The sequence below is a fragment of the Citrobacter sp. RHBSTW-00524 genome (assembly GCF_013747755.1).
Lineage (GTDB): Bacteria > Pseudomonadota > Gammaproteobacteria > Enterobacterales > Enterobacteriaceae > Citrobacter > Citrobacter braakii.
Genome location: NZ_CP056421.1, coordinates 3356637 through 3380098, shown reverse-complemented (window position 1 = coordinate 3380098; position 23462 = coordinate 3356637). Strand labels below are relative to the sequence as shown.

Genomic DNA, 23462 nt, shown 5'->3' with positions numbered 1-23462 from the left:
TGGCGCTATCGTCGCCGGAGTTCAGACGTAAATAAAAGTATTAGCTATGCTTTCCTACAGCCAACCACGTTTAGAGCATAATAATGAAAGCTTTCGATTTACACCGAATGGTACTGGATAAGGTGCCCATGGATTTTCTGGGAGAAGTTGCTCTGCGCAGCCTCTATACCTTTATATTGGTTTTTCTGTTTTTAAAAATCACCGGACGTCGCGGCGTACGCCAGATGTCGCTTTTTGAAGTGCTGATTATCCTTACGCTGGGGTCCGCGGCGGGAGACGTGGCATTTTATGATGATGTCCCGATGCTGCCGGTGCTGGTGGTCTTTATTACGCTTGCTGTGCTGTATCGGCTGGTTATGTGGCTGATGGCGCATAGCGAGAAAATGGAGGATTTGCTGGAGGGCAAGCCCGTTGTGATCATTGAGGACGGCGAGCTGGCATGGTCGAAGCTCAATAGCGCCAATATGACGGAATTCGAATTCTTTATGGAATTGCGTTTGAACGGCGTGGAGCAATTGGGACAGGTGAGACTGGCCATCCTGGAGACAAATGGGCAAATCAGCGTCTATTTCTTTGCCGATGAAGACGTAAAGCCGGGGCTCAGTATTTTGCCTAAACGCTGTACACAGCGATTTAAAGTGATACCTGAAGCTGGGGACTATGCATGTATACGGTGTAGTGAAGTGGTGCAAATGAACGCCGGAGATCATCAATTATGTCCACGCTGTGCAAATCCAGAATGGTCGAAGGCCAGTCGCGCAAAACGGGTCACCTGACAGCGAAAATCTCGGTTTTTACCCGTCAATCCGATAGATTCTGTTGTGTGACCAATGACACATTTTTACCCTAGCCAGTTTTACCCATTGCGGCGCGTGTCACTGAATGATAAAACCGATATCCACAGGAATAACTTATACCAATGTCTGTCACCGGATTATCGCCAATGACAGGATGTTGATTGGACAACAACACAACGTGGTGAGGGGAAATGGCTCAGGTCTTCAATTTTAGTTCAGGTCCGGCAATGTTACCGGCAGAAGTACTTAAACTGGCTCAACAGGATCTTCGCGACTGGAACGGTCTTGGCACGTCGGTGATGGAAATTAGCCACCGTGGCAAAGAATTCATCCAGGTCGCAGAGGAAGCGGAGCAGGATTTTCGCGATCTTCTCAGCATCCCCTCCAACTATAAAGTGTTGTTCTGCCATGGCGGTGGGCGCGGGCAGTTTGCGGGTATCCCGTTAAATATTCTGGGTGACAAAACCACGGCGGATTACGTTGATGCCGGTTATTGGGCCGCCAGCGCAATTAAAGAAGCGAAAAAATACTGTACGCCAAACGTTATCGACGCCAAAGTCACCGTTGACGGACTGCGTGCTGTTAAGCCAATGAGCGAATGGCAGCTTTCTGACAACGCGGCGTATTTGCACTATTGCCCGAATGAAACCATTGATGGCATTGCGATCGATGAAACGCCGAATTTTGCCAGCAATGTGGTGGTTACGGCGGATCTGTCCTCTACCATTCTTTCTGCACCGCTTGACGTGAGCCGTTATGGCGTAATTTATGCCGGGGCGCAGAAAAACATCGGCCCGGCCGGGCTGACCATTGTCATCGTACGTGAAGATTTGCTGGGTAAGGCTCATGTGTCATGCCCGTCAATCCTCGACTATACCGTGCTGAATGACAACGACTCCATGTTCAATACGCCGCCAACCTTTGCCTGGTATCTGTCTGGCCTGGTCTTTAAATGGCTGAAAGAGCAGGGCGGTGTTAACGCGATGGATAAAATTAACCAGCAAAAAGCGGAACTGCTGTACGGCGTAATCGATAACAGCGATTTCTACCGTAACGACGTGGCAAAATCGAACCGTTCACGCATGAACGTACCGTTCCAGCTTGCTGACAGCGCACTGGATAAACTCTTCCTGGAAGAGTCTTTCGCTGCGGGTCTGCACGCGTTGAAAGGGCACCGTGTGGTCGGTGGTATGCGCGCGTCCATCTACAATGCAATGCCGCTAGAAGGTGTAAAAGCGCTGACCGATTTCATGGTCGATTTCGAGCGCCGCCGCGGTTAATCTGCTGTATTTTCATCCCCACAGCCAGTCTGTGGGTTTTTATGTCTGTTTTTGAGAGTCGAGTTTCATGGAATCCCTGACGTTACAACCCATTGCGCGGGTGGATGGCACCATCAATCTGCCTGGATCCAAAAGTGTTTCTAACCGCGCTTTGCTGCTGGCTGCATTAGCAAATGGCACCACTGTCCTGACCAACCTGCTGGACAGCGATGATGTCCGCCATATGCTTAATGCTCTGAATGCGTTAGGAATTAGCTATACCCTTTCTGCCGACCGTACGCGTTGCGAGATTATCGGCAATGGCGGCGCGCTGCATGCCGAAGGCGCAGTAGAACTGTTCCTTGGCAATGCCGGAACCGCAATGCGCCCACTGGCCGCTGCGCTGTGTCTGGGCAGTAATGACATCGTGTTGACAGGCGAGCCGCGCATGAAAGAGCGCCCGATTGGCCATCTGGTTGATGCGTTACGCCAGGGCGGAGCCAACATTGAATACCTGGAGCAGGAAAACTATCCGCCTTTACGTCTGCGCGGTGGCTTTACCGGGGGACAGGTTGAGGTAGACGGCAGCGTATCCAGCCAGTTCCTGACTGCGCTGCTGATGACTGCGCCACTGGCGCCGCAGGATACGACGATCGCCATTAAAGGCGAGCTGGTATCCAAACCTTACATTGATATCACACTGAACCTGATGAAAACGTTTGGTGTTGAAATTGAGAATCAGAACTACCAGCGCTTTATTGTGCAGGGTCAGCAGCAGTATCAGTCACCGGGTGCATATCTGGTTGAAGGCGATGCTTCTTCCGCTTCCTATTTTCTCGCAGCGGGAGCCATTAAAGGCGGTACGGTAAAAGTCACCGGGATTGGCCGCAACAGTATGCAGGGTGATATCCGCTTCGCTGATGTGCTGGAAAAAATGGGCGCGACCATTACCTGGGGCGATGACTTTATTGCCTGTACTCACGGTGAGCTGAACGCGGTAGACATGGATATGAACCATATTCCCGATGCGGCGATGACCATAGCCACGGCAGCGCTGTTCGCTAAAGGCACCACGACTTTACGTAACATCTATAACTGGCGCGTCAAAGAGACCGACCGCCTGTTCGCGATGGCGACCGAGTTGCGTAAAGTGGGCGCGATCGTTGAAGAGGGCGAAGACTATATTCGCGTTACACCACCGGCGACGTTACAGTTTGCGGAGATCGCGACCTACAACGATCACCGCATGGCGATGTGTTTCTCGCTGGTGGCGTTGTCTGACACGCCGGTGACCATTCTGGACCCTAAATGTACCGCCAAAACCTTCCCGGATTATTTCGAACAGCTGGCGCGTATTAGTACACCTGCCTGATCCTCACATCTGACGATCGCGCTCCGCATATTCGTGAGCGAATCACTGCAGATAAAAAGTAAATCAGTGTCATCTTCCGGGCTGGTTTCTCGCCAGCCCGCTATAATTGCGCAATTCTTCCTCATATCGTTACAGACTAATCGGGTTTTTACACTCTGTGTTAACGATTATTAGCGTTGGCGCGTATAATGCGCGGCGTTCACGTTAACGTATGCCCGTTTAAGGAGAAAAAGATGACGGCAATTGCCCCGGTTATTACCATTGATGGCCCAAGTGGTGCAGGAAAAGGCACCTTGTGCAAGGCAATGGCGGAAGCATTGCAATGGCATCTGTTAGATTCAGGCGCGATCTACCGCGTACTGGCGCTCGCAGCGTTGCATCACCATGTTGATGTCACATCTGAAGATGCTCTGGTACCGCTTGCCTCACACCTGGATGTGCGTTTTATCTCAACGGACGGCAACCTGGAAGTCATTCTGGAAGGTGAAGATGTCAGCGGCGAAATCCGCACCCAGGAAGTAGCGAATGCCGCATCTCAGGTCGCTGCGTTTCCTCGCGTACGCGAAGCGCTGTTACGTCGTCAACGCGCGTTTCGTGAAGCGCCCGGCCTGATTGCCGACGGACGAGACATGGGGACCGTGGTGTTCCCGGATGCACCAGTGAAAATTTTCCTGGACGCCTCCTCGCAAGAACGTGCGCATAGACGTATGCTACAGTTGCAGGAAAAGGGCTTTAGTGTTAACTTTGAACGCCTTTTGGCCGAGATCGAAGAACGCGATTTCCGCGATCGTAACCGTGCTGTAGCGCCGCTGGTTCCCGCTGCTGATGCTTTAGTTTTGGATTCAACCCGATTAAGCATTGAGCAAGTGATTGAAAAAGCGTTACAATACGCGCGCCAAAAACTGGCACTCGCTTAAGTGCGACCGAATTTGCAGTACCCCCGTTGCAATGGATTGACAGCGGGTATGTTAAACAACCCCATCCGGCATGGAGCCAGGTGGACGTTAAATATGAAACCTGAAGATTAAACATGACTGAATCTTTTGCTCAACTGTTTGAAGAATCCTTAAAAGAAATCGAAACCCGTCCGGGTTCCATCGTTCGTGGTGTTGTTGTTGCTATCGACAAAGACGTAGTACTGGTTGACGCTGGTCTGAAATCTGAGTCCGCCATTCCGGCAGAGCAGTTCAAAAACGCCCAGGGCGAGTTGGAAATCCAGGTTGGTGACGAAGTTGACGTTGCTCTGGATGCAGTAGAAGACGGCTTCGGTGAAACCCTGCTGTCCCGTGAAAAAGCTAAACGTCACGAAGCTTGGATCACGCTGGAAAAAGCTTACGAAGAAGCTGCAACCGTTACTGGTGTTATCAATGGCAAAGTCAAGGGTGGCTTCACTGTTGAGCTGAATGGTATTCGCGCGTTCCTGCCGGGTTCCCTGGTAGACGTTCGTCCGGTCCGCGACACGCTGCACCTGGAAGGCAAAGAGCTTGAATTCAAAGTAATCAAGCTGGATCAGAAGCGTAACAACGTTGTTGTTTCCCGTCGTGCCGTTATCGAATCCGAAAACAGCGCAGAACGCGATCAGCTGTTGGAAAACCTGCAGGAAGGCATGGAAGTTAAAGGTATCGTTAAGAACCTCACTGACTACGGTGCATTCGTTGATCTGGGTGGCGTTGACGGCCTGCTGCACATCACCGACATGGCATGGAAACGCGTTAAGCATCCGAGCGAAATCGTAAACGTTGGCGACGAAATCACTGTTAAAGTGCTGAAGTTCGACCGCGAGCGTACTCGTGTATCTCTGGGCCTGAAACAGCTGGGCGAAGATCCATGGGTAGCTATCGCTAAGCGTTATCCGGAAGGTACCAAACTGACTGGTCGCGTGACCAACCTGACCGACTACGGCTGCTTCGTTGAAATCGAAGAAGGCGTTGAAGGCCTGGTTCACGTTTCCGAAATGGATTGGACCAACAAAAACATCCACCCGTCCAAAGTTGTTAACGTTGGCGATGTAGTGGAAGTTATGGTTCTGGATATCGACGAAGAACGTCGTCGTATCTCCCTGGGTCTGAAGCAGTGCAAAAACAACCCATGGCAGCAGTTCGCGGAAACCCACAACAAGGGCGACCGTGTTGAAGGTAAAATCAAGTCTATCACTGACTTCGGTATCTTCATCGGCCTGGACGGCGGCATCGACGGCCTGGTTCACCTGTCTGACATCTCCTGGAACGTTGCAGGCGAAGAAGCAGTTCGTGAATACAAAAAAGGCGACGAAATCGCAGCTGTTGTTCTGCAGGTTGACGCAGAGCGTGAGCGTATCTCTCTGGGCGTTAAACAGCTCGCAGAAGATCCGTTCAACAACTGGGTTGCACTGAACAAGAAAGGCGCAATCGTAAACGGTAAAGTCACTGCAGTTGATGCTAAAGGCGCAACCGTAGAACTGGCTGACGGCGTTGAAGGTTACCTGCGCGCTTCTGAAGCTTCCCGTGACCGCGTTGAAGATGCAACTCTGGTTCTGAGCGTAGGCGACGACGTTGAAGCTAAATTCACCGGCGTTGATCGTAAGAACCGTGCAATCAGCCTGTCTGTTCGTGCTAAAGACGAAGCTGATGAGAAAGATGCAATCGCAACTGTTAACAAACAGGAAGATGCTAACTTCTCTAACAACGCAATGGCTGAAGCTTTCAAAGCAGCTAAAGGCGAGTAATATCGAGTGCTCCCAAATCCTTTGTGCTGTTAACAGCACAAAGGGTGACGAGTAGCTTGACAGATTACAGGATTCGTCCTGTAATCAATGACAAAGGGCGGCTAAGGCCGCCCTTAATCAATGCAGCAGCTAATTATGCCTTTAAGGAACCGGAGGAATCATGACCAAGTCAGAATTGATTGAAAGACTTGCAACCCAGCAACCTCATATTCCCGCGAAAGCGGTTGAAGATGCAGTTAAAGAGATGCTGGAACATATGGCCTCGACTCTTGCGCAGGGCGAGCGTATTGAAATCCGCGGTTTCGGCAGTTTCTCTTTGCATTACCGCGCACCGCGCACCGGACGTAATCCGAAGACCGGCGATAAAGTGGACCTGGAAGGAAAATACGTTCCGCACTTTAAACCAGGTAAAGAACTGCGCGATCGCGCCAATATTTACGGTTAAGTTTTTAGCGAGACTTAACGCCGAGAAAAGCACCCGCATGGGTGCTTTTTTCATTTCTGCCAGCCCATCCTGGAATCCCCATCCCAGTTAATTTGCACGTTACAAGCGCCGCTAAATGTTAGCGGAATGCATACCGTATAACGCTAAATTTGCACCAGACAACCGTCGAACATTACTGCACACTTCCTGCTACAGGGAGGTGACTGATGAAAATAACAACGGTTAGTACGAGTGCATTATTCGGCATTCTCCCGCTTATGCTATTACCTGCGTTACCTGACATGCTGTGCATCGGCGTTATATTTGGTCTGGCAATTCTGCTCTGTCTTATTTCTCACAGCCCTGTACGTTTCGCCGGATTAACCCTGCTATTTTTTCTTTGGGGAGTTCAGGCTGCGAAAGATGCGCTGTGGGCCGGTAATACGCTGCCTGCAAAAAGCCAGCAGGCCATCGTGCGGATAACCGGAACCGATAATATGACAACGCACTACGGCCAGATCACGCATCTGCAGGGGAAGCGAGTATTTCCTGCCATCGGAATTACTCTGTATGGGCAGTACCTACCCGGCAACGTTTGTGCGGGCCAGACATGGGCGATGACGTTGAAGGTTCGTGCTATACACGGTCAATTGAACGAGGGCGGGTTTGATAGCCAGCGTTACGCATTGGCGCAGCACCAGCTGCTGACGGGAAGATTTTTGCAGGCTTCGGTTATCACACAACAATGCAGTTTGCGTTCGCGGTATCTCTCCTCGTTGAAAAGCGCGCTCGCTGACTATCCCTGGCAGCAGGTTATACTGGGCCTGGGAATGGGGGAGCGCTTGTCCGTGTCACAAGCGGTGAAAACCATTATGCGTGATACCGGTACGGCCCATTTGATGGCTATCTCCGGGCTGCATATTGCATTTGCCGCACTTCTGGCAGCAGGATTAATTCGCGCGGGGCAATTTTTTATACCAACCAGATGGATTTGCTGGCAGGTTCCGTTAGTTGGCGGGATCGTCTGCGCAACATTCTATGCCTGGTTAACGGGGCTACAGCCCCCGGCATTACGTACGGTTGTTGCGCTACTGGTCTGGGGAGGGCTAAAACTCAGCGGCAGGCAGTGGAGTGGATGGTCGGTGTGGATCTGCTGTCTGGCAGCCATTCTGGTGGTGGATCCTGTCGCCGTTCTTTCACAAAGTCTGTGGTTGTCTGCTTTTGCCGTTGCGGCGCTGCTGTTCTGGTATCAATGGGTTCCGATGCCGGATTGGCCGCTGTCGCGCGTTGGACGCCAATTTCTGGCGCTTGCTCATTTGCAATTGGGAATTATGCTCCTGCTTCTGCCTGTGCAAATCGCGATGTTTCACGGTTTTAGCCTGACCTCATTTCTGGCGAATTTGTTTGCCGTACCGCTGGTTACGTTTATTTCCGTACCGTTGATATTAGCAGGCATGATCGTGCATTTAACCGGACTGGCGATGGTTGAGTCGAACCTATGGTATTTAGCGGATCGCTCCCTCGCGCTACTATTTTGGGGGCTCAGGAGCCTGCCTGAAGGGTGGATCAATATTGATGCACGTTGGCAATGGCTTGCATTTTTACCCGGACTCCTGTTCATCGCATATCGGCTGAACGCGTGGCGAACTATACCGGTAGTTTGCGTCACTGTGCTCCTTTTACTGAGCGCCCCGTTCTGGCGAACGTCACGTACTGATGTCTGGCAAGTGCATATGCTGGACGTCGGGCAGGGGCTGGCGATGGTAATTGTGCGCAATGGGAAAGCGATTCTTTACGATACCGGTCTGGCATGGCCTGAAGGCGATAGCGCGCAACAGCTGATTATTCCCTGGTTACGCTGGCACAACCTGGAGCCAGAAGGCGTTATTTTAAGCCACGAGCATATGGATCACCGGGGCGGGTTGCGCTCGCTGCAGCAAACCTGGCCGTCGCTATGGATAAGAAGCCCATTAGGTTGGGAAGGGCATCTCCCGTGTTTACGCGGGGAGCGCTGGCAATGGCAAGGGTTAACCTTTAGTGCGCATTGGCCCGTGCGTGGAAATAAAGATCTGGGAAATAACCACTCCTGCGTGGTTAAGGTCGATGACGGGCATCAGAGTATTCTGCTGACCGGAGATATTGAGTCTCCCGCTGAACAAAAAATGCTAAGTCACTACTGGCAGCATCTGCAGTCTACGGTGATACAGGTTCCACATCATGGTAGCAATACCTCATCATCGCAGGCGCTGATTCAGCGGGTCGGCGGGCAGGCCGCGCTAGCCTCCGCATCCCGTTACAATGCCTGGCGTCTCCCGTCCAGGAAAGTGAAGCAACGTTATCGGCAACAAAATTATCAATGGCTGGATACACCACACCAGGGGCAGATTACGCTGGATTTTTATCAAAAAAACTGGCGAATAAACAGCTTGCGGGATCAGATTTTACCTCGTTGGTATCATCAGTGGTTTGGCGTGTCGGAGGATAACGGGTAGAATATGCGGCTATTCTAACAAATGCTGGTTTTTTGAATGCATAACGATAAAGATCTCTCTACGTGGCAGACGTTTCGCCGACTATGGCCAACCATAGCGCCTTTTAAATCGGGTCTGATCGTGGCGGGTATAGCGTTAGTCCTTAACGCGGCCAGCGATACCTTCATGTTATCGCTCCTTAAGCCATTACTGGATGATGGTTTTGGTAAAACGGATCGCTCGGTGCTGCTGTGGATGCCGCTGGTGGTCATTGGACTGATGATAGTTCGTGGCTTAACCAGCTATGTCTCCAGCTACTGCATCTCATGGGTATCAGGCAAAGTGGTCATGACCATGCGTCGCCGCCTGTTTGGCCATATGATGGGCATGCCGGTCTCCTTTTTTGATAAACAGTCTACAGGTACGCTATTGTCACGTATTACCTATGATTCAGAGCAGGTCGCGTCATCGTCCTCCGGCGCGCTGATCACGGTGGTACGTGAAGGGGCCTCAATTATTGGCCTGTTTATCATGATGTTTTATTACAGCTGGCAGCTGTCATTGATCCTGATTGTGCTGGCACCGATTGTATCAGTGGCAATCCGTGTGGTTTCCAAGCGCTTTCGTAGCATCAGTAAAAATATGCAAAACACCATGGGTCAGGTTACGACCAGTGCTGAGCAGATGCTGAAAGGCCACAAAGAAGTTCTGATTTTTGGTGGTCAGGAAGTCGAAACTAAGCGCTTTGATAAAGTCAGCAATAAGATGCGTTTGCAGGGCATGAAGATGGTTTCCGCCTCTTCTATCTCCGATCCTATCATCCAGCTGATTGCGTCTCTGGCTCTGGCCTTCGTGTTGTATGCAGCCAGCTTCCCAAGCGTAATGGAAAACCTGACTGCAGGGACAATTACGGTTGTCTTCTCCTCAATGATCGCGCTGATGCGTCCGTTGAAATCGCTGACCAACGTCAACGCGCAGTTCCAGCGCGGTATGGCGGCCTGCCAGACCTTATTTACGATTCTGGATAGCGAGCAGGAAAAAGATGAAGGTACACGCGAAATCGAACGCGCTACCGGCAATCTCGAGTTCCGCAACGTGACATTTACCTATCCGGGACGTGAAGTACCTGCGCTGCGCAACATCAACCTGAATATTCCAGCGGGGAAAACCGTTGCCCTGGTTGGCCGTTCGGGTTCAGGGAAATCCACCATCGCCAGCTTGATCACGCGCTTCTATGATATTGATGAAGGGCAGATTCTAATGGACGGACACGATCTACGTGAATATACCCTGGCATCCTTGCGCGATCAGGTCGCGTTGGTTTCGCAGAATGTGCACCTGTTTAACGATACGGTTGCCAACAACATCGCCTACGCGCGTACCGATTTGTACAGCCGTGAGCAGATCGAAAAAGCGGCGAAAATGGCTTACGCCATGGATTTCATCAATAAGATGGACAATGGCCTGGATACGGTGATTGGCGAAAACGGCGTCCTGCTATCTGGTGGTCAGCGCCAGCGTATCGCTATTGCCCGCGCCTTGTTGCGTGACAGTCCGATTCTGATCCTTGATGAAGCAACGTCGGCACTCGATACCGAGTCTGAACGCGCGATTCAGGCTGCTCTGGATGAGCTTCAGAAAAACCGTACCTCCCTGGTGATTGCTCACCGCCTTTCTACCATTGAACAGGCGGATGAAATCATCGTGGTGGAAGACGGTATTATTGTTGAGCGTGGAACCCATAGCGAGCTGATTGAGCAGCGTGGGGTGTATGCACAATTACATAAAATGCAATTCGGTCAATGATCGCTCGAATCTGGTCTGGTGAGTCGCCGCTGTGGCGACTGTTACTCCCGCTCTCCTGGCTGTATGGCCTGGTGAGCGGGGGGATCCGCTTATGTTACAAGCTTGGGATTAAACGCGCGTGGCGTGCACCAGTCCCGGTTGTGGTGGTCGGAAACCTGACCGCGGGTGGCAATGGCAAAACACCCGTGGTGATTTGGCTGGTTGAACAACTGCGTCAACGTGGGATTCGCGTGGGCGTGGTGTCGCGTGGTTATGGCGGGAAAGCGGCTGCTTACCCGCTGTTACTGACCGCAGATACCACTACGGCAGAAGCGGGTGATGAACCTGTACTGATCGCCCAACGTACCGGTGTGCCCGTAGCGGTATCCCCGGTAAGATCGGATGCAGTCAAAGCCATTTTGGCCCAACACGATGTGCAGATGATTGTGACGGACGATGGGCTACAGCACTACCGTCTGGCGCGAGATGTTGAAATCGTGGTTATTGACGGAGAACGTCGGTTTGGCAATGGCTGGTGGCTTCCCGCGGGTCCCATGCGGGAACGCGCAGGCCGGCTTAAATCGGTGGATGCGACTATCGTTAACGGTGGCGTTGCGCAGCCAGGGGAAATCCCTATGCGACTTGAACCGGGGCTGGCCGTTAATTTACGTACGGGTGAACGCCGCGATGTGTCGCAGCTGTCCAATATTGTCGCCATGGCGGGCATTGGCCATCCACCGCGTTTTTTTGCCACGCTGGAAGCATGCGGTGCCAGCGTGCAAAAAAGTATTGCGCTGGCAGACCATCAGTCTCTGACCTACAGTGACGTCAGTGCGTTTGCAGACGCCGGGCAAACGCTGGTGATGACGGAAAAAGATGCGGTTAAGTGCCGTGCATTTGCCGATGAAAACTGGTGGTATTTACCTGTTGACGCTCATTTGTCAGGTGATCGGCCTGATATGTTGCTGGATAGCTTAATCTCGCTGACTCGCTAACTGATTCACGCTGCGGCAGCGAATCATTTATGAGGCCATAAATGTCGTTGCCGCGTCTTTCTTTGACGGATGCCCGTCATCTTCACCTTGCCGCTCAAGGGCTGCTGAAAAAAACACGCCGTCGGGCAACCCCAGCAGATATTCTTGCTACCATTTCGCGCATGTCGTTATTGCAAATCGATACCATCAATATTGTGTCGCGCAGCCCTTACCTGGTGCTGTTTAGTCGGTTGGGTGATTATTCGCCCCAGTGGCTGGATGACGCATTGCAGCGGGGCGAACTGATGGAATACTGGGCGCACGAGGCCTGCTTTTTGCCGCGTAGCGACTTTATGCTGATACGTCACCGCATGCTGGCCCCGGAGAAAATGGGCTGGAAATATAAAGCGGAGTGGATGAAAGAACATGCGCATGAGATTGAGCAACTGCTCCAGCACATCCAGCATAACGGACCAGTACGCTCTGCCGATTTTGAGCATCTGCACAAGGGGGCCAGCGGCTGGTGGGCATGGAAACCGCATAAGCGTCATCTTGAAGGCCTGTTCACCGCCGGGAAAGTGATGGTGGTGGAACGGCGTAATTTCCAGCGAGTGTATGATTTAACCCATCGCGTCATGCCGCACTGGGATGATGAACGCGACCGGCTTTCACAGGAAGAAGCAGAAAGCCTCATGCTGGATAACAGTGCCCGCAGTCTGGGGATTTTTCGCGAACAATGGCTGGCAGACTACTATCGCCTGAAGCGTCCGGCGCTAAAAAACTGGTGCAACGTACGTGCACAGCAGCAACAGATTATTCCTGTCGATGTCGAAGGGTTAGGAACCCTGTGGCTGCATAGCCACCTTCAGCCGATGCTGGAGCAGGCATTGACGGGTAAATTAACGGCGACGCATAGCGCAGTATTATCACCCTTTGATCCGGTGGTCTGGGATCGTAAACGGGCAGAGCAGCTATTCGATTTTAGCTATCGGCTCGAATGTTACACGCCAGCACCGAAACGTCAGTATGGTTATTTCGTCCTGCCGCTGCTGCATCGCGGACAGTTAGTTGGGCGGATGGATGCCAAAATGCACCGCAAAACGGGCGTACTGGAAGTGATTTCGCTCTGGTTACAGGATGGCGTCAAACCTGGGGTTACTCTGCAAAAAGGATTGTTTCAGGCGATTGATGATTTTGCCCGCTGGCAGCAGGCAACACGTGTGACGCTGGGACGCTATCCTGAAGGTTTATTTGCTGATGCGCGCCATGGTTGGGAAATAGACCCAGCACGGTAAGCGATTATGTTAATATTTACGGATTCACAATCCGGTCCATCTGGAGGAACTATGGATCATCGTCTGCTTGAAATCATTGCCTGCCCGGTATGCAATGGCAAACTCTGGTTTAACCAGGAAAAACAGGAACTGATTTGTAAACTGGATAACCTTGCTTTCCCACTGCGTGATGGCATTCCCGTGTTACTGGAAACCGAAGCTCGCGTTCTGACTGCTGATGAGAGTAAATCATGAGTTTTGTGGTCATTATTCCTGCGCGTTATGCGTCCACACGTTTGCCGGGCAAGCCGCTGCTGGATATCAATGGCAAGCCGATGATCGTGCATGTGCTGGAGCGTGCGCGTGAATCTGGCGCTGAACGTATTATTGTTGCGACCGATCACGAAGATGTCGCTCGCGCGGTAGAAGCGGTGGGGGGGGAAGTATGCATGACCCGCGCCGATCACCAGTCCGGTACGGAGCGTCTGGCGGAAGTCGTCGAGAAATGTGGCTTTAGCGATGATACCGTTATTGTTAACGTACAGGGTGATGAGCCGATGATCCCGGCGGTCATTATTCGCCAGGTCGCTGAGAATCTGGCACAGCGCCAGGTCGGTATGGCGACCCTTGCTGCCCCGATTCACAGTGCGGAAGAGGCATTTAATCCGAATGCGGTGAAAGTCGTTCTGGACGCCGAAGGTTATGCGCTCTATTTTTCACGCGCGACCATTCCGTGGGATCGCGACCGTTTCGCTAAAAGCCTGGAAACGGTGGGTGACACCTTCCTGCGACATCTGGGTATTTACGGCTATCGCGCCGGTTTTATCCGCCGTTATGTTAACTGGCAGCCTAGCCCGCTTGAGCATATTGAAATGCTGGAGCAACTACGTGTGCTGTGGTATGGCGAAAAAATTCATGTTGCCGTCGCAAAAGAAGTACCCGGTACCGGCGTAGACACTGCCGAAGATCTTGAGCGCGTTCGCGCCGAAATGCGTTAGTTTTTCTCACGACACTCCCCCTGATGACGCGAATTTTTGGGAGGAGTGTCGTATCGTTACGCTTTCCCGCCATTTTTCTTTTCATCAATTGATCTCATCCGGGTGACATCTGTCTGCACGACGCTCATTATGAAAGCAGTAGCATTTATGAGGGCAATCCGAAATGGAACAGTTGCGTGCCGAACTCAGTCATCTGTTGGGTGAAAAACTCAGTCGTATAGAATGCGTGAATGAAAAAGTGGATACGGCCCTGTGGTCACTGTACGACAGCCAGGGAAATCCGATGCCACTGATGGCGAGAAGTTTCACCACGCCGGGTATGGCGCAGCAGTTGGCATGGAAAACCTCCATGCTGGCGCGCAGTGGTACGGTGCGTATGCCCGTCATTTATGGGGTCTTAACCCACGAGGAACATCCCGGTCCTGATGTGCTACTGCTTGAGCGTTTACGTGGAGTGCCGGTGGAAGCGCCTGCCCGAACGCCCGAACGCTGGGAACATTTAAAAGATCAGATCGTAGAAGGTCTGCTGTCATGGCATCGGCAGGATAGTGCTGGCTGCGTGGGAATGGTGGATAACACGCAAGAGAATATCTGGCCATCATGGTATCGTCAGCGGGTTGAGGTGCTGTGGACCACGTTAAATCAGTTCAACAATACCGGGCTAACGATGCAGGACAAGCGGATCCTGTTTCGCACCCGTGAGTGTTTGCCTGCCTTATTTGAAGGATTCAATGATAACTGCGTGCTGATCCACGGTAATTTCAGTTTACGTAGCATGCTCAAAGACGCCCGTAGTGATCAGCTTCTGGCTATGGTGGGACCGGGGTTGATGCTGTGGGCGCCAAGGGAATATGAACTGTTCCGCCTGATGGATAATGCGCTGGCGGAAAGCCTGCTTTGGCAATACCTGCAGCGCGCGCCAGTGGCGGAGTCATTCATCTGGCGGCGCTGGTTGTACGTGTTATGGGATGAAGTGACGCAACTGGTCAACACCGGACGCTTTAATCGTTCCAACTTTGACCTGGCAACGAAATCATTGCTGCCGTGGCTCGCATGATAAACATGTGAACATCTTATCAGGCAACATTCCTGTCAATGTTCCGATCCTTTCAGCCACTGCCAGATGCGTCCCAGGGTTTCGTAACCAACGCGATCGCTGTGCATCAACCAGACGGGTGAAGGTATAGCGCGCTCCCACGGATTAAGCGGTGAATCAATTGCTAACTGATTGGCTGGCGCTGGCAGCGGATGCAAGCCGGCCTGCTGGAAGAAGATCATCGCCCGCGGTAAGTGGGAAGCAGAGGTTACCAGCAGGAACGGCGCATTGCCGATGGCCTTCTTTACCGCTGCGGCTTCTTCTTCGGTATCTTTGGGGTGATCCAGGGTGATGATTTCATTGGCTGGCACCCCCAGCGACTGCGCAACTCGGGCACCAGCTTCTGCGGTACTGACGTTATTCGTCTTTGCGGCAGCGCCGGTAAAGATGAGCTTCGATCCCGGGTTTGCGCGCCATAGGCGAATACCTTCATTCAGACGTGGAAGGCTGTTGCTGATCAGATTTGAACTCGGCGCCCACTGCGGATTCCAGGTATACCCTCCGCCCAGCACCACAATATATTCCACTTTTTGCGAACCTTGCCACGTTGGATAACTGTCCTCAATCGGTTTCAACAGGCTGTCGGCGACGGGCTGTAAACTAAGGAGTAACAGTGCCAGCCAACTCAGGCTAATACACACTTTCCCTGTTTTTTGAAAGCGACTGAACCAGACCAGCGCCAGGCCAATACCCATCATAATTAGCATCAGTGGCAGCGGCAGCATCATACCGCCAATCACTTTCTTCAGCGTAAAAAGCATCCTTTTTGGTTCCTTTTTTAACCATACAGCAGGGGATCTGCAGGGATATTACACCAGGAAGGTTCATTCTCGGCGTGGGTGTGACAAAATAGCGGTTTTACTTAGTCACCCTAAAGCCAGTATGCGGAGAGCCCGATGCGGGATCGCAATTTTGATGACATTGCAGAGAAGTTTTCCCGTAACATTTACGGCACCACCAAAGGTCAATTAAGACAGGCTATCCTTTGGCAGGATCTGGATCGATTACTGGAAACGTTCGGTGAGCAAAAACTGCACATTCTGGATGCCGGTGGTGGTGAAGGGCAAACGGCCATCAAAATGGCGGAACGAGGACATTTCGTCACATTATGCGATCTGTCTGGCGAGATGATCGCCCGAGCGCAACAGGCGGCAGAGGCAAAAGGTGTGAGCGGGAACATGCATTTTATACAATGCGCCGCTCAGGATGTTGCTTCGCATTTGGAAAGCCCGGTTGATCTGATATTGTTTCATGCTGTGCTGGAGTGGGTGACAGATCCGGTCAACGTGTTGCAGACTCTGTGGTCAGTATTGCGTCCTGGCGGCGCGCTGTCGTTAATGTTCTACAATGCTAACGGTCTGTTGATGCATAACATGGTCGCAGGGAACTTTGACTATGTGCAGGTGGGGATGCCGAAACGTAAAAAACGCACGCTTTCACCGGACTACCCGCGCGATCCGGGGCAGGTCTACCAGTGGCTGGACGAGATCGGTTGGCAGATAACCGGTAAAACGGGCGTCCGCGTGTTTCATGATTATCTGCGAGATAAACATAAACAGCATGACGACTTTGAAATGTTACTTGAGTTAGAAACGCGTTATTGCCGCCAGGAACCGTATATCAGCCTTGGGCGCTATATTCATGTCACCGCGATTAAAAGTTCGGCCCGAGCCGCAGATGCAAGGATAATTTATGAGTGAATTTTCCCAGACAGTCCCCGAACTGGTTGCCTGGGCCAGAAAAAATGACTTCTCCATCTCTCTGCCTGTAGACAGACTTTCGTTCCTGCTGGCGGTCGCGACCCTGAACGGTGAGCGACTTGACGGCGAGATGAGTGAAGGTGAGCTGGTGGATGCGTTCCGCCATGTGAGTGATGCGTTTGAGCAAACCAGCGAAACCATCGGCGTACGCGCCAACAACGCGATCAACGATATGGTGCGTCAACGTCTGCTGAACCGCTTTACCAGCGAGCAGGCGGAAGGCAACGCTATATATCGTTTAACGCCATTGGGAATTGGCATCACGGATTACTACATTCGTCAGCGTGAATTCTCTACGCTACGTCTTTCAATGCAGCTGTCGATTGTTGCTGGTGAACTAAAGCGCGCGGCGGATGCGGCAGCGGAAGGTGGCGATGAGTTCCACTGGCATCGCAACGTCTACGCGCCATTGAAATACTCGGTGGCGGAGATTTTCGACAGTATCGATCTGACCCAGCGCATCATGGATGAACAGCAGCAGCAGGTAAAAGACGACATCGCACAGTTGCTTAATAAAGACTGGCGGGCGGCGATCTCCAGCTGTGAACTGCTGCTCTCTGAAACGTCTGGTACGCTGCGTGAACTGCAGGATACGCTGGAAGCGGCGGGGGATAAGCTACAGGCTCACCTGTTACACATCCAGGACGCCACGATGACGCATGACGATTTGCATTTCGTCGATCGGTTGGTGTTTGACTTACAAAGTAAGCTCGACCGCATTATCAGTTGGGGTCAGCAGTCCATTGATTTATGGATCGGCTACGATCGTCACGTGCATAAGTTTATCCGTACCGCGATCGATATGGATAAAAACCGCGTCTTTGCCCAGCGTCTGCGCCAGTCCGTGCAGACATACTTTGACGATCCGTGGGCGCTAACCTATGCCAACGCCGATCGTCTGCTGGATATGCGTGACGAAGAGATGGTGCTGCGTGACGAAGAGGTCACCGGCGAGCTTCCGGAAGATCTGGAATATGAAGAATTTAACGAGATCCGTGAACAGTTGGCGGCGATCATCGAAGAACAGCTGGCTATCTACAAATCCAGACAAACACCACTGGATCTCGGTTTGGTCGTGCGCGAGTATCTGGCGCAATACCCACGTACGCGTCATTTCGACGTCGCGCGCATAGTTATCGATCAGGCGGTACGCCTTGGCGTAGCGCAAGCAGACTTCACCGGACTGCCAGCCAAATGGCAGCCGATTAATGATTACGGAGCCAAGGTACAGGCGCATGTCATTGACAAATATTGAACAAGTGATGCCGGTAAAGCTGGCGCAGGCGCTGGCGAATCCGTTATTTCCGGCGCTGGACAGCGCCTTACGTTCGGGCCGCCATATCGGTCTGGATGAACTGGATAATCATGCCTTCCTGATGGATTTTCAGGAATATTTTGAAGAGTTTTACAGCCGCTATAACGTGGAATTGATCCGTGCGCCGGAAGGGTTCTTCTACCTTCGCCCGCGTTCAACGACGCTCATTCCCCGTTCGGTCCTGTCTGAACTGGACATGATGGTCGGTAAAATTCTTTGCTATCTCTATCTCAGCCCGGAACGCCTGGCGAATGAAGGGATTTTTACCCAGCAAGAGTTGTACGACGAGCTGCTAACGCTGGCTGATGAAGCGAAGCTGCTGAAACTGGTGAACAACCGTTCAACCGGTTCGGATGTTGATCGCCAGAAGCTACAGGAAAAAGTTCGTTCTTCGCTAAACCGTCTGCGCCGTTTAGGCATGGTGTGGTTTATGGGTCACGACAGCAGCAAATTCCGTATTACGGAATCAGTCTTCCGCTTTGGCGCGGACGTGCGCAGCGGTGACGATCCGCGCGAAGCGCAGCGTCGCTTAATTCGTGATGGCGAAGCGATGCCGGTCGAGAACCGCCTGCAGCTCAACGATGAGCCCGAAGAGAATCAGCCGGACAGTGGAGAAGAAGAATAATGATTGAACGCGGTAAATTTCGCTCACTTACGCTGATTAACTGGAATGGTTTTTTTGCCCGTACGTTCGACCTTGATGAACTGGTTACCACGCTGTCCGGCGGTAACGGTGCGGGTAAGTCCACCACCATGGCGGCATTTGTAACAGCGCTCATCCCGGACTTAACCCTGCTGCATTTCCGTAACACCACCGAAGCCGGTGCAACCAGTGGTTCACGTGATAAGGGCCTGCACGGTAAGTTGAAAGCGGGCGTCTGTTACTCAATGCTCGACGTCCTCAACTCGCGCCATCAGCGCGTGGTCGTGGGGGTGCGTCTGCAACAGGTTGCCGGTCGCGATCGTAAAGTGGATATCAAACCGTTTGCCATTCAGGGGCTGCCGATGTCGGTGCAGCCAACCCAACTGGTGACGGAAACGCTGAATGAACGCCAGGCGCGCGTGCTGTCCCTCTCTGAGCTGAAAGAGAAGCTTGATGAGATGGAAGGTGTGCAGTTTAAACAGTTCAACTCAATCACCGATTATCACTCACTGATGTTCGATCTGGGCATCATCGCCCGTCGTCTGCGTTCCGCGTCTGACCGTAGTAAATTCTATCGTCTGATTGAAGCCTCGCTGTACGGCGGGATCTCCAGTGCCATTACCCGTTCACTGCGTGACTACCTGCTGCCGGAAAACAGCGGCGTACGTAAAGCCTTCCAGGATATGGAAGCTGCGCTGCGTGAAAACCGCATGACGCTGGAAGCGATTCGCGTAACTCAGTCTGACCGCGATCTGTTTAAGCATTTGATCAGCGAAGCGACCAACTATGTGGCCGCGGATTATATGCGTCACGCCAACGAACGTCGTATCCATCTTGATAAAGCGCTGGAATATCGTCGTGAGCTGCATACTTCACGCAAGCAGCTGGCCGCGGAGCAGTATAAGCACGTGGATATGGCGCGCGAACTGGGCGAGCATAACGGCGCGGAAGGCGATCTGGAAGCTGATTACCAGGCCGCGAGCGATCACCTGAATCTGGTGCAAACCGCGCTGCGTCAGCAGGAAAAAATTGAACGTTACGAAGCGGATCTTGAAGAACTGCAGGTCCGTCTCGAAGAACAAAATGAGGTGGTCGCGGAAGCCGTTGACCGCCAGGATGAAAACGAAGCCCGCGCAGAAGCCGCGGAACTGGAAGTGGATGAGCTGAAAAGCCAGCTTGCCGATTATCAGCAAGCGCTGGACGTCCAGCAAACGCGAGCCATCCAATATACCCAGGCGATCCAGGCGCTGAATCGGGCGAAAGAGCTCTGCCACTTACCGGATCTGACCGCCGACAGCGCTGCTGAATGGCTGGAAACTTTCCAGGCTAAAGAGCAGGAAGCCACTGAAAAACTGCTGACGCTGGAACAAAAAATGAGCGTGGCGCAAACCGCGCACAGCCAGTTCGAACAGGCTTATCAGCTGGTGGCGGCTATCAATGGCCCGCTGGCGCGTGGTGAAGCCTGGAGCGTGGCGCGTGAACTGCTGCGGGAAGGCGTTGAACAGCGCCACCTGGCGGAACAGGTTCAGCCGTTGCGTATGCGACTCAGCGAACTGGAGCAGCGTCTGCGCGAACAGCAAGATGCCGAGCGTCTGCTGGCTGAATTCTGCAAGCGTCAGGGTAAACAGTTCGATATCGATGAGCTGGAAGCGCTGCACCAGGAACTGGAAGCACGCATCGCCGCCTTGTCGGACAGCGTCTCTTCTGCCAGCGAACAGCGTATGACGTTGCGTCAGGAGCAGGAACAGCTGCAGTCTCGTATCCAGCATCTGATGAAACGTGCGCCTGTCTGGCTGGCCGCGCAGAATAGCCTGAATCAGCTTAGCGAGCAGTGTGGCGAAGAGTTTACCTCAAGCCAGGATGTGACCGAGTATCTGCAACAACTGCTGGAGCGCGAGCGTGAAGCCATTGTTGAGCGTGATGAAGTCGGTGCGCGCAAAAATGCAGTTGATGAAGAAATTGAACGTTTAAGTCAGCCGGGCGGGGCGGAAGATCAGCGTCTGAACGCGCTGGCGGAGCGCTTCGGCGGCGTTCTGCTGTCAGAAATCTATGACGACGTTAGCCTTGAAGATGCGCCGTACTTCTCTGCGCTGTACGGTCCTTCGCGTCATGCCATCGTGGTGCCGGATCTGACGCTGATTACCGAGCAGCTTGAAGGGCTGACGGATTGTCCGGAAGATCTCTATTTCATCGAAGGGGATCCGCAGTCGTTTGATGACAGCGTTTTCAGCGTTGATGAGCTGGAAAAAGCGGTAGTGGTGAAAACCGCCGAGCGTCAGTGGCGTTATTCCCGCTTCCCGACGGTGCCGATTTTTGGCCGTGCAGCGCGCGAAAGCCGTATCGAAACCCTGCATGCCGAGCGTGAAGGGCTGTCTGAACGTTTCGCAACGCTCTCCTTTGACGTCCAGAAAACCCAGCGTTTGCATCAGGCGTTCAGTCGTTTCATTGGCAGTCATTTGTCGGTGGCGTTTGAAGCCGATCCGGAAGCGGAAATTCGCCAACTGAATGGCCGTCGCGTTGAACTGGAACGTGCGCTGACCAATCATGAAAATGATAATCAGCAAAGCCGTATGCAGTTTGAGCAGGCGAAAGAGGGGGTCTCTGCTCTTAACCGCCTTCTCCCGCGTTTGAATCTGCTGGCGGATGACACGCTGGCCGATCGCGTGGACGAAATTCGTGAGCGCCTGGATGAAGCCCAGGAAGCGGCGCGTTTTGTACAGCAACATGGCAACCATTTAGCCAAACTGGAACCGATTGTTTCGGTCCTGCAAAATGACCCTGAGCAGTTTGAACAACTGAAGGAAGACTACGCGTATTCCCAACAGATGCAGCGCGATGCACGTCAGCAAGCTTTTGCTCTGACCGAAGTGGTGCAGCGCCGGGCGCACTTTAGCTATTCCGACTCTGCTGAAATGCTTAGCGGCAACAGCGATCTGAACGAAAAACTGCGTGAGCGCCTGGAACAGGCGGAAGCTGAACGTACCCGCGCCCGTGAAGCGCTACGCAGTCACGCTGCACAGTTAAGCCAGTACAACCAGGTCATGGCGTCGCTGAAAAGCTCCTATGACACCAAAAAAGAGCTGCTTAACGATTTACAACGTGAACTGCAGGATATTGGCGTTCGTGCGGACAGCGGTGCCGAAGAGCGCGCGCGTATTCGTCGTGATGAACTGCATGCGCAGCTCAGCAACAACCGTGCGCGCCGTAACCAACTGGAAAAAGCGTTGACCTTCTGCGAAGCGGAGATGGAAAACCTGACCCGCAGGTTGCGCAAGCTGGAACGTGATTATTTTGAGATGCGTGAGCAGGTGGTTACCGCGAAAGCCGGATGGTGTGCGGTGATGCGGATGGTGAAAGATAACGGCGTTGAACGCCGCCTGCACCGTCGTGAGCTGGCGTATCTTTCCGGTGATGAACTGCGCTCAATGTCGGATAAGGCGCTCGGTGCGCTGCGCCTGGCGGTTGCGGATAACGAACACCTGCGCGATGTACTGCGCATGTCTGAAGATCCAAAACGCCCAGAGCGTAAAATTCAGTTCTTTGTCGCGGTTTATCAGCATCTGCGTGAACGTATTCGTCAGGATATCATCCGTACCGACGATCCGGTTGAAGCGATCGAACAGATGGAGATTGAGCTGAGCCGTCTGACGGAAGAATTAACGTCCCGCGAACAGAAACTGGCGATCAGCTCTCGCAGCGTGGCGAATATCATTCGTAAGACCATTCAGCGCGAACAGAACCGTATTCGCATGCTGAACCAGGGGCTGCAAAGCGTGTCGTTTGGCCAGGTAAACAGCGTTCGTCTGAACGTCAACGTACGCGAGACGCATGCTACCTTGCTGGACGTACTTTCCGAACAGCATGAGCAGCACCAGGATCTGTTTAACAGCAATCGTCTGACCTTCTCTGAAGCGCTGGCGAAGTTGTATCAGCGTCTGAATCCGCAGATTGATATGGGGCAACGTACGCCGCAAACCATTGGTGAAGAACTGCTGGATTACCGTAACTATCTGGAAATGGAAGTTGAGGTTAACCGTGGCTCTGACGGCTGGCTGCGTGCTGAATCTGGCGCGCTGTCAACGGGTGAAGCGATCGGGACCGGGATGTCTATTCTGGTGATGGTTGTGCAAAGCTGGGAAGACGAAGGGCGTAGACTGCGCGGGAAAGATATTTCTCCTTGCCGTCTACTGTTCCTGGATGAAGCTGCGCGACTTGATGCACGCTCTATCGCGACTCTGTTTGAACTGTGCGAGCGTCTGCAAATGCAGCTGATTATCGCAGCCCCAGAAAACATTAGCCCGGAGAAAGGCACCACCTACAAACTGGTGCGTAAAGTCTTCCAGAACACCGAACACGTTCACGTGGTAGGTCTGCGCGGGTTTGCGCCTCAGTTACCTGAGCCGCTGCCTGGCGCCGAAGATGCCTCCTCGCAGGCAAGCTAAATAAAAGGCGGCTAAATGGCCGCCTTCTTTTTTCCGGAAATTCTCAATAACTGGTGTAATTTCTTTAAACTTCTTTACATTAGGTTAGGCAAAAATTTTTTCATGTTTATATACTAAAGGTAAGCCTAACGCGTCACAGGCTTGCTCG

18 protein-coding genes are annotated in these 23462 nt (G+C 52.6%); 17 read left to right on the top strand and 1 reads right to left on the bottom strand.

Features of this window, described 5'->3' with window-relative positions:
* Positions 1 to 83: 83 nt before the first annotated feature.
* From HV229_RS16420 to HV229_RS16360, 13 genes are all read left to right on the top strand, one after another.
* On the top strand, positions 84 to 776 hold the full coding sequence (locus HV229_RS16420) for a DUF421 domain-containing protein (RefSeq protein ID WP_016156114.1): 693 nt from the start codon (positions 84 to 86) through the stop codon (positions 774 to 776).
* 212 nt (positions 777 to 988) lie between these two features.
* On the top strand, positions 989 to 2077 hold the full coding sequence (serC, locus tag HV229_RS16415) for a 3-phosphoserine/phosphohydroxythreonine transaminase (RefSeq protein WP_016152445.1): 1089 nt from the start codon (positions 989 to 991) through the stop codon (positions 2075 to 2077).
* A 67-nt stretch (positions 2078 to 2144) separates the two neighbouring features.
* Positions 2145 to 3428, top strand: coding sequence for a 3-phosphoshikimate 1-carboxyvinyltransferase (gene aroA, locus HV229_RS16410; RefSeq protein WP_142417747.1), 1284 nt, complete (start codon positions 2145 to 2147; stop codon positions 3426 to 3428).
* Positions 3429 to 3661: 233 nt separating this feature from the next.
* Positions 3662 to 4345 (top strand): (d)CMP kinase, encoded by a 684-nt coding sequence (gene cmk, locus HV229_RS16405; RefSeq protein WP_016152447.1) that lies wholly within the window; start codon positions 3662 to 3664, stop codon positions 4343 to 4345.
* 113 nt (positions 4346 to 4458) lie between these two features.
* Positions 4459 to 6132: a 30S ribosomal protein S1 gene (gene rpsA, locus HV229_RS16400; RefSeq protein ID WP_003035776.1), complete on the top strand. Its 1674-nt coding sequence runs from the start codon at positions 4459 to 4461 to the stop codon at positions 6130 to 6132.
* Between the two features lie 160 nt (positions 6133 to 6292).
* The gene (ihfB, locus tag HV229_RS16395; RefSeq protein ID WP_003035780.1) at positions 6293 to 6577 is read left to right on the top strand and encodes an integration host factor subunit beta; all 285 of its coding nucleotides are present in this window, start codon (positions 6293 to 6295) and stop codon (positions 6575 to 6577) included.
* Positions 6578 to 6783: 206 nt separating this feature from the next.
* Positions 6784 to 9048, top strand: coding sequence for a ComEC family protein (locus tag HV229_RS16390; protein WP_181545922.1), 2265 nt, complete (start codon positions 6784 to 6786; stop codon positions 9046 to 9048).
* Positions 9049 to 9084: 36 nt separating this feature from the next.
* The gene (msbA, locus tag HV229_RS16385) at positions 9085 to 10833 is read left to right on the top strand and encodes a lipid A ABC transporter ATP-binding protein/permease MsbA (RefSeq protein WP_046275669.1); all 1749 of its coding nucleotides are present in this window, start codon (positions 9085 to 9087) and stop codon (positions 10831 to 10833) included.
* Positions 10830 to 11807 (top strand): tetraacyldisaccharide 4'-kinase, encoded by a 978-nt coding sequence (lpxK, locus tag HV229_RS16380; protein ID WP_016152450.1) that lies wholly within the window; start codon positions 10830 to 10832, stop codon positions 11805 to 11807. The genes msbA and lpxK overlap by 4 nt, the downstream gene beginning before the upstream one ends.
* A gap of 41 nt (positions 11808 to 11848) precedes the next feature.
* Complete coding sequence (locus HV229_RS16375) at positions 11849 to 13081, top strand: winged helix-turn-helix domain-containing protein (protein ID WP_181545920.1); 1233 nt, start codon at positions 11849 to 11851, stop codon at positions 13079 to 13081.
* Positions 13082 to 13132: 51 nt separating this feature from the next.
* Positions 13133 to 13315: a protein YcaR gene (gene ycaR / locus HV229_RS16370; protein WP_003035793.1), complete on the top strand. Its 183-nt coding sequence runs from the start codon at positions 13133 to 13135 to the stop codon at positions 13313 to 13315.
* Complete coding sequence (kdsB, locus tag HV229_RS16365; RefSeq protein WP_016152452.1) at positions 13312 to 14058, top strand: 3-deoxy-manno-octulosonate cytidylyltransferase; 747 nt, start codon at positions 13312 to 13314, stop codon at positions 14056 to 14058. Before ycaR ends, kdsB begins: the two co-directional genes overlap by 4 nt.
* Positions 14059 to 14221: 163 nt before the next feature.
* Complete coding sequence (locus tag HV229_RS16360; protein ID WP_016156120.1) at positions 14222 to 15115, top strand: YcbJ family phosphotransferase; 894 nt, start codon at positions 14222 to 14224, stop codon at positions 15113 to 15115.
* 35 nt (positions 15116 to 15150) lie between these two features.
* Here HV229_RS16360 and elyC read toward each other — a convergent pair whose 3' ends face one another.
* Complete coding sequence (elyC, locus tag HV229_RS16355; protein WP_019076401.1) at positions 15151 to 15915, bottom strand: envelope biogenesis factor ElyC; 765 nt, start codon at positions 15913 to 15915, stop codon at positions 15151 to 15153.
* A 135-nt stretch (positions 15916 to 16050) separates the two neighbouring features.
* Here elyC and cmoM point away from each other — a divergent pair, with 135 nt between their 5' ends.
* The 4 genes from cmoM to mukB are packed head-to-tail and all read left to right on the top strand — an operon-like array spanning position 16051 to position 23314.
* The gene (gene cmoM / locus HV229_RS16350; RefSeq protein ID WP_016156122.1) at positions 16051 to 16854 is read left to right on the top strand and encodes a tRNA uridine 5-oxyacetic acid(34) methyltransferase CmoM; all 804 of its coding nucleotides are present in this window, start codon (positions 16051 to 16053) and stop codon (positions 16852 to 16854) included.
* Positions 16847 to 18169: a chromosome partition protein MukF gene (gene mukF, locus HV229_RS16345; protein ID WP_181545918.1), complete on the top strand. Its 1323-nt coding sequence runs from the start codon at positions 16847 to 16849 to the stop codon at positions 18167 to 18169. The genes cmoM and mukF overlap by 8 nt, the downstream gene beginning before the upstream one ends.
* The gene (gene mukE / locus HV229_RS16340) at positions 18150 to 18854 is read left to right on the top strand and encodes a chromosome partition protein MukE (RefSeq protein WP_016152457.1); all 705 of its coding nucleotides are present in this window, start codon (positions 18150 to 18152) and stop codon (positions 18852 to 18854) included. The genes mukF and mukE overlap by 20 nt, the downstream gene beginning before the upstream one ends.
* The gene (gene mukB, locus HV229_RS16335; protein WP_181545916.1) at positions 18854 to 23314 is read left to right on the top strand and encodes a chromosome partition protein MukB; all 4461 of its coding nucleotides are present in this window, start codon (positions 18854 to 18856) and stop codon (positions 23312 to 23314) included. The genes mukE and mukB overlap by 1 nt, the downstream gene beginning before the upstream one ends.
* The last annotated feature ends 148 nt before the right edge of the window (positions 23315 to 23462 follow it).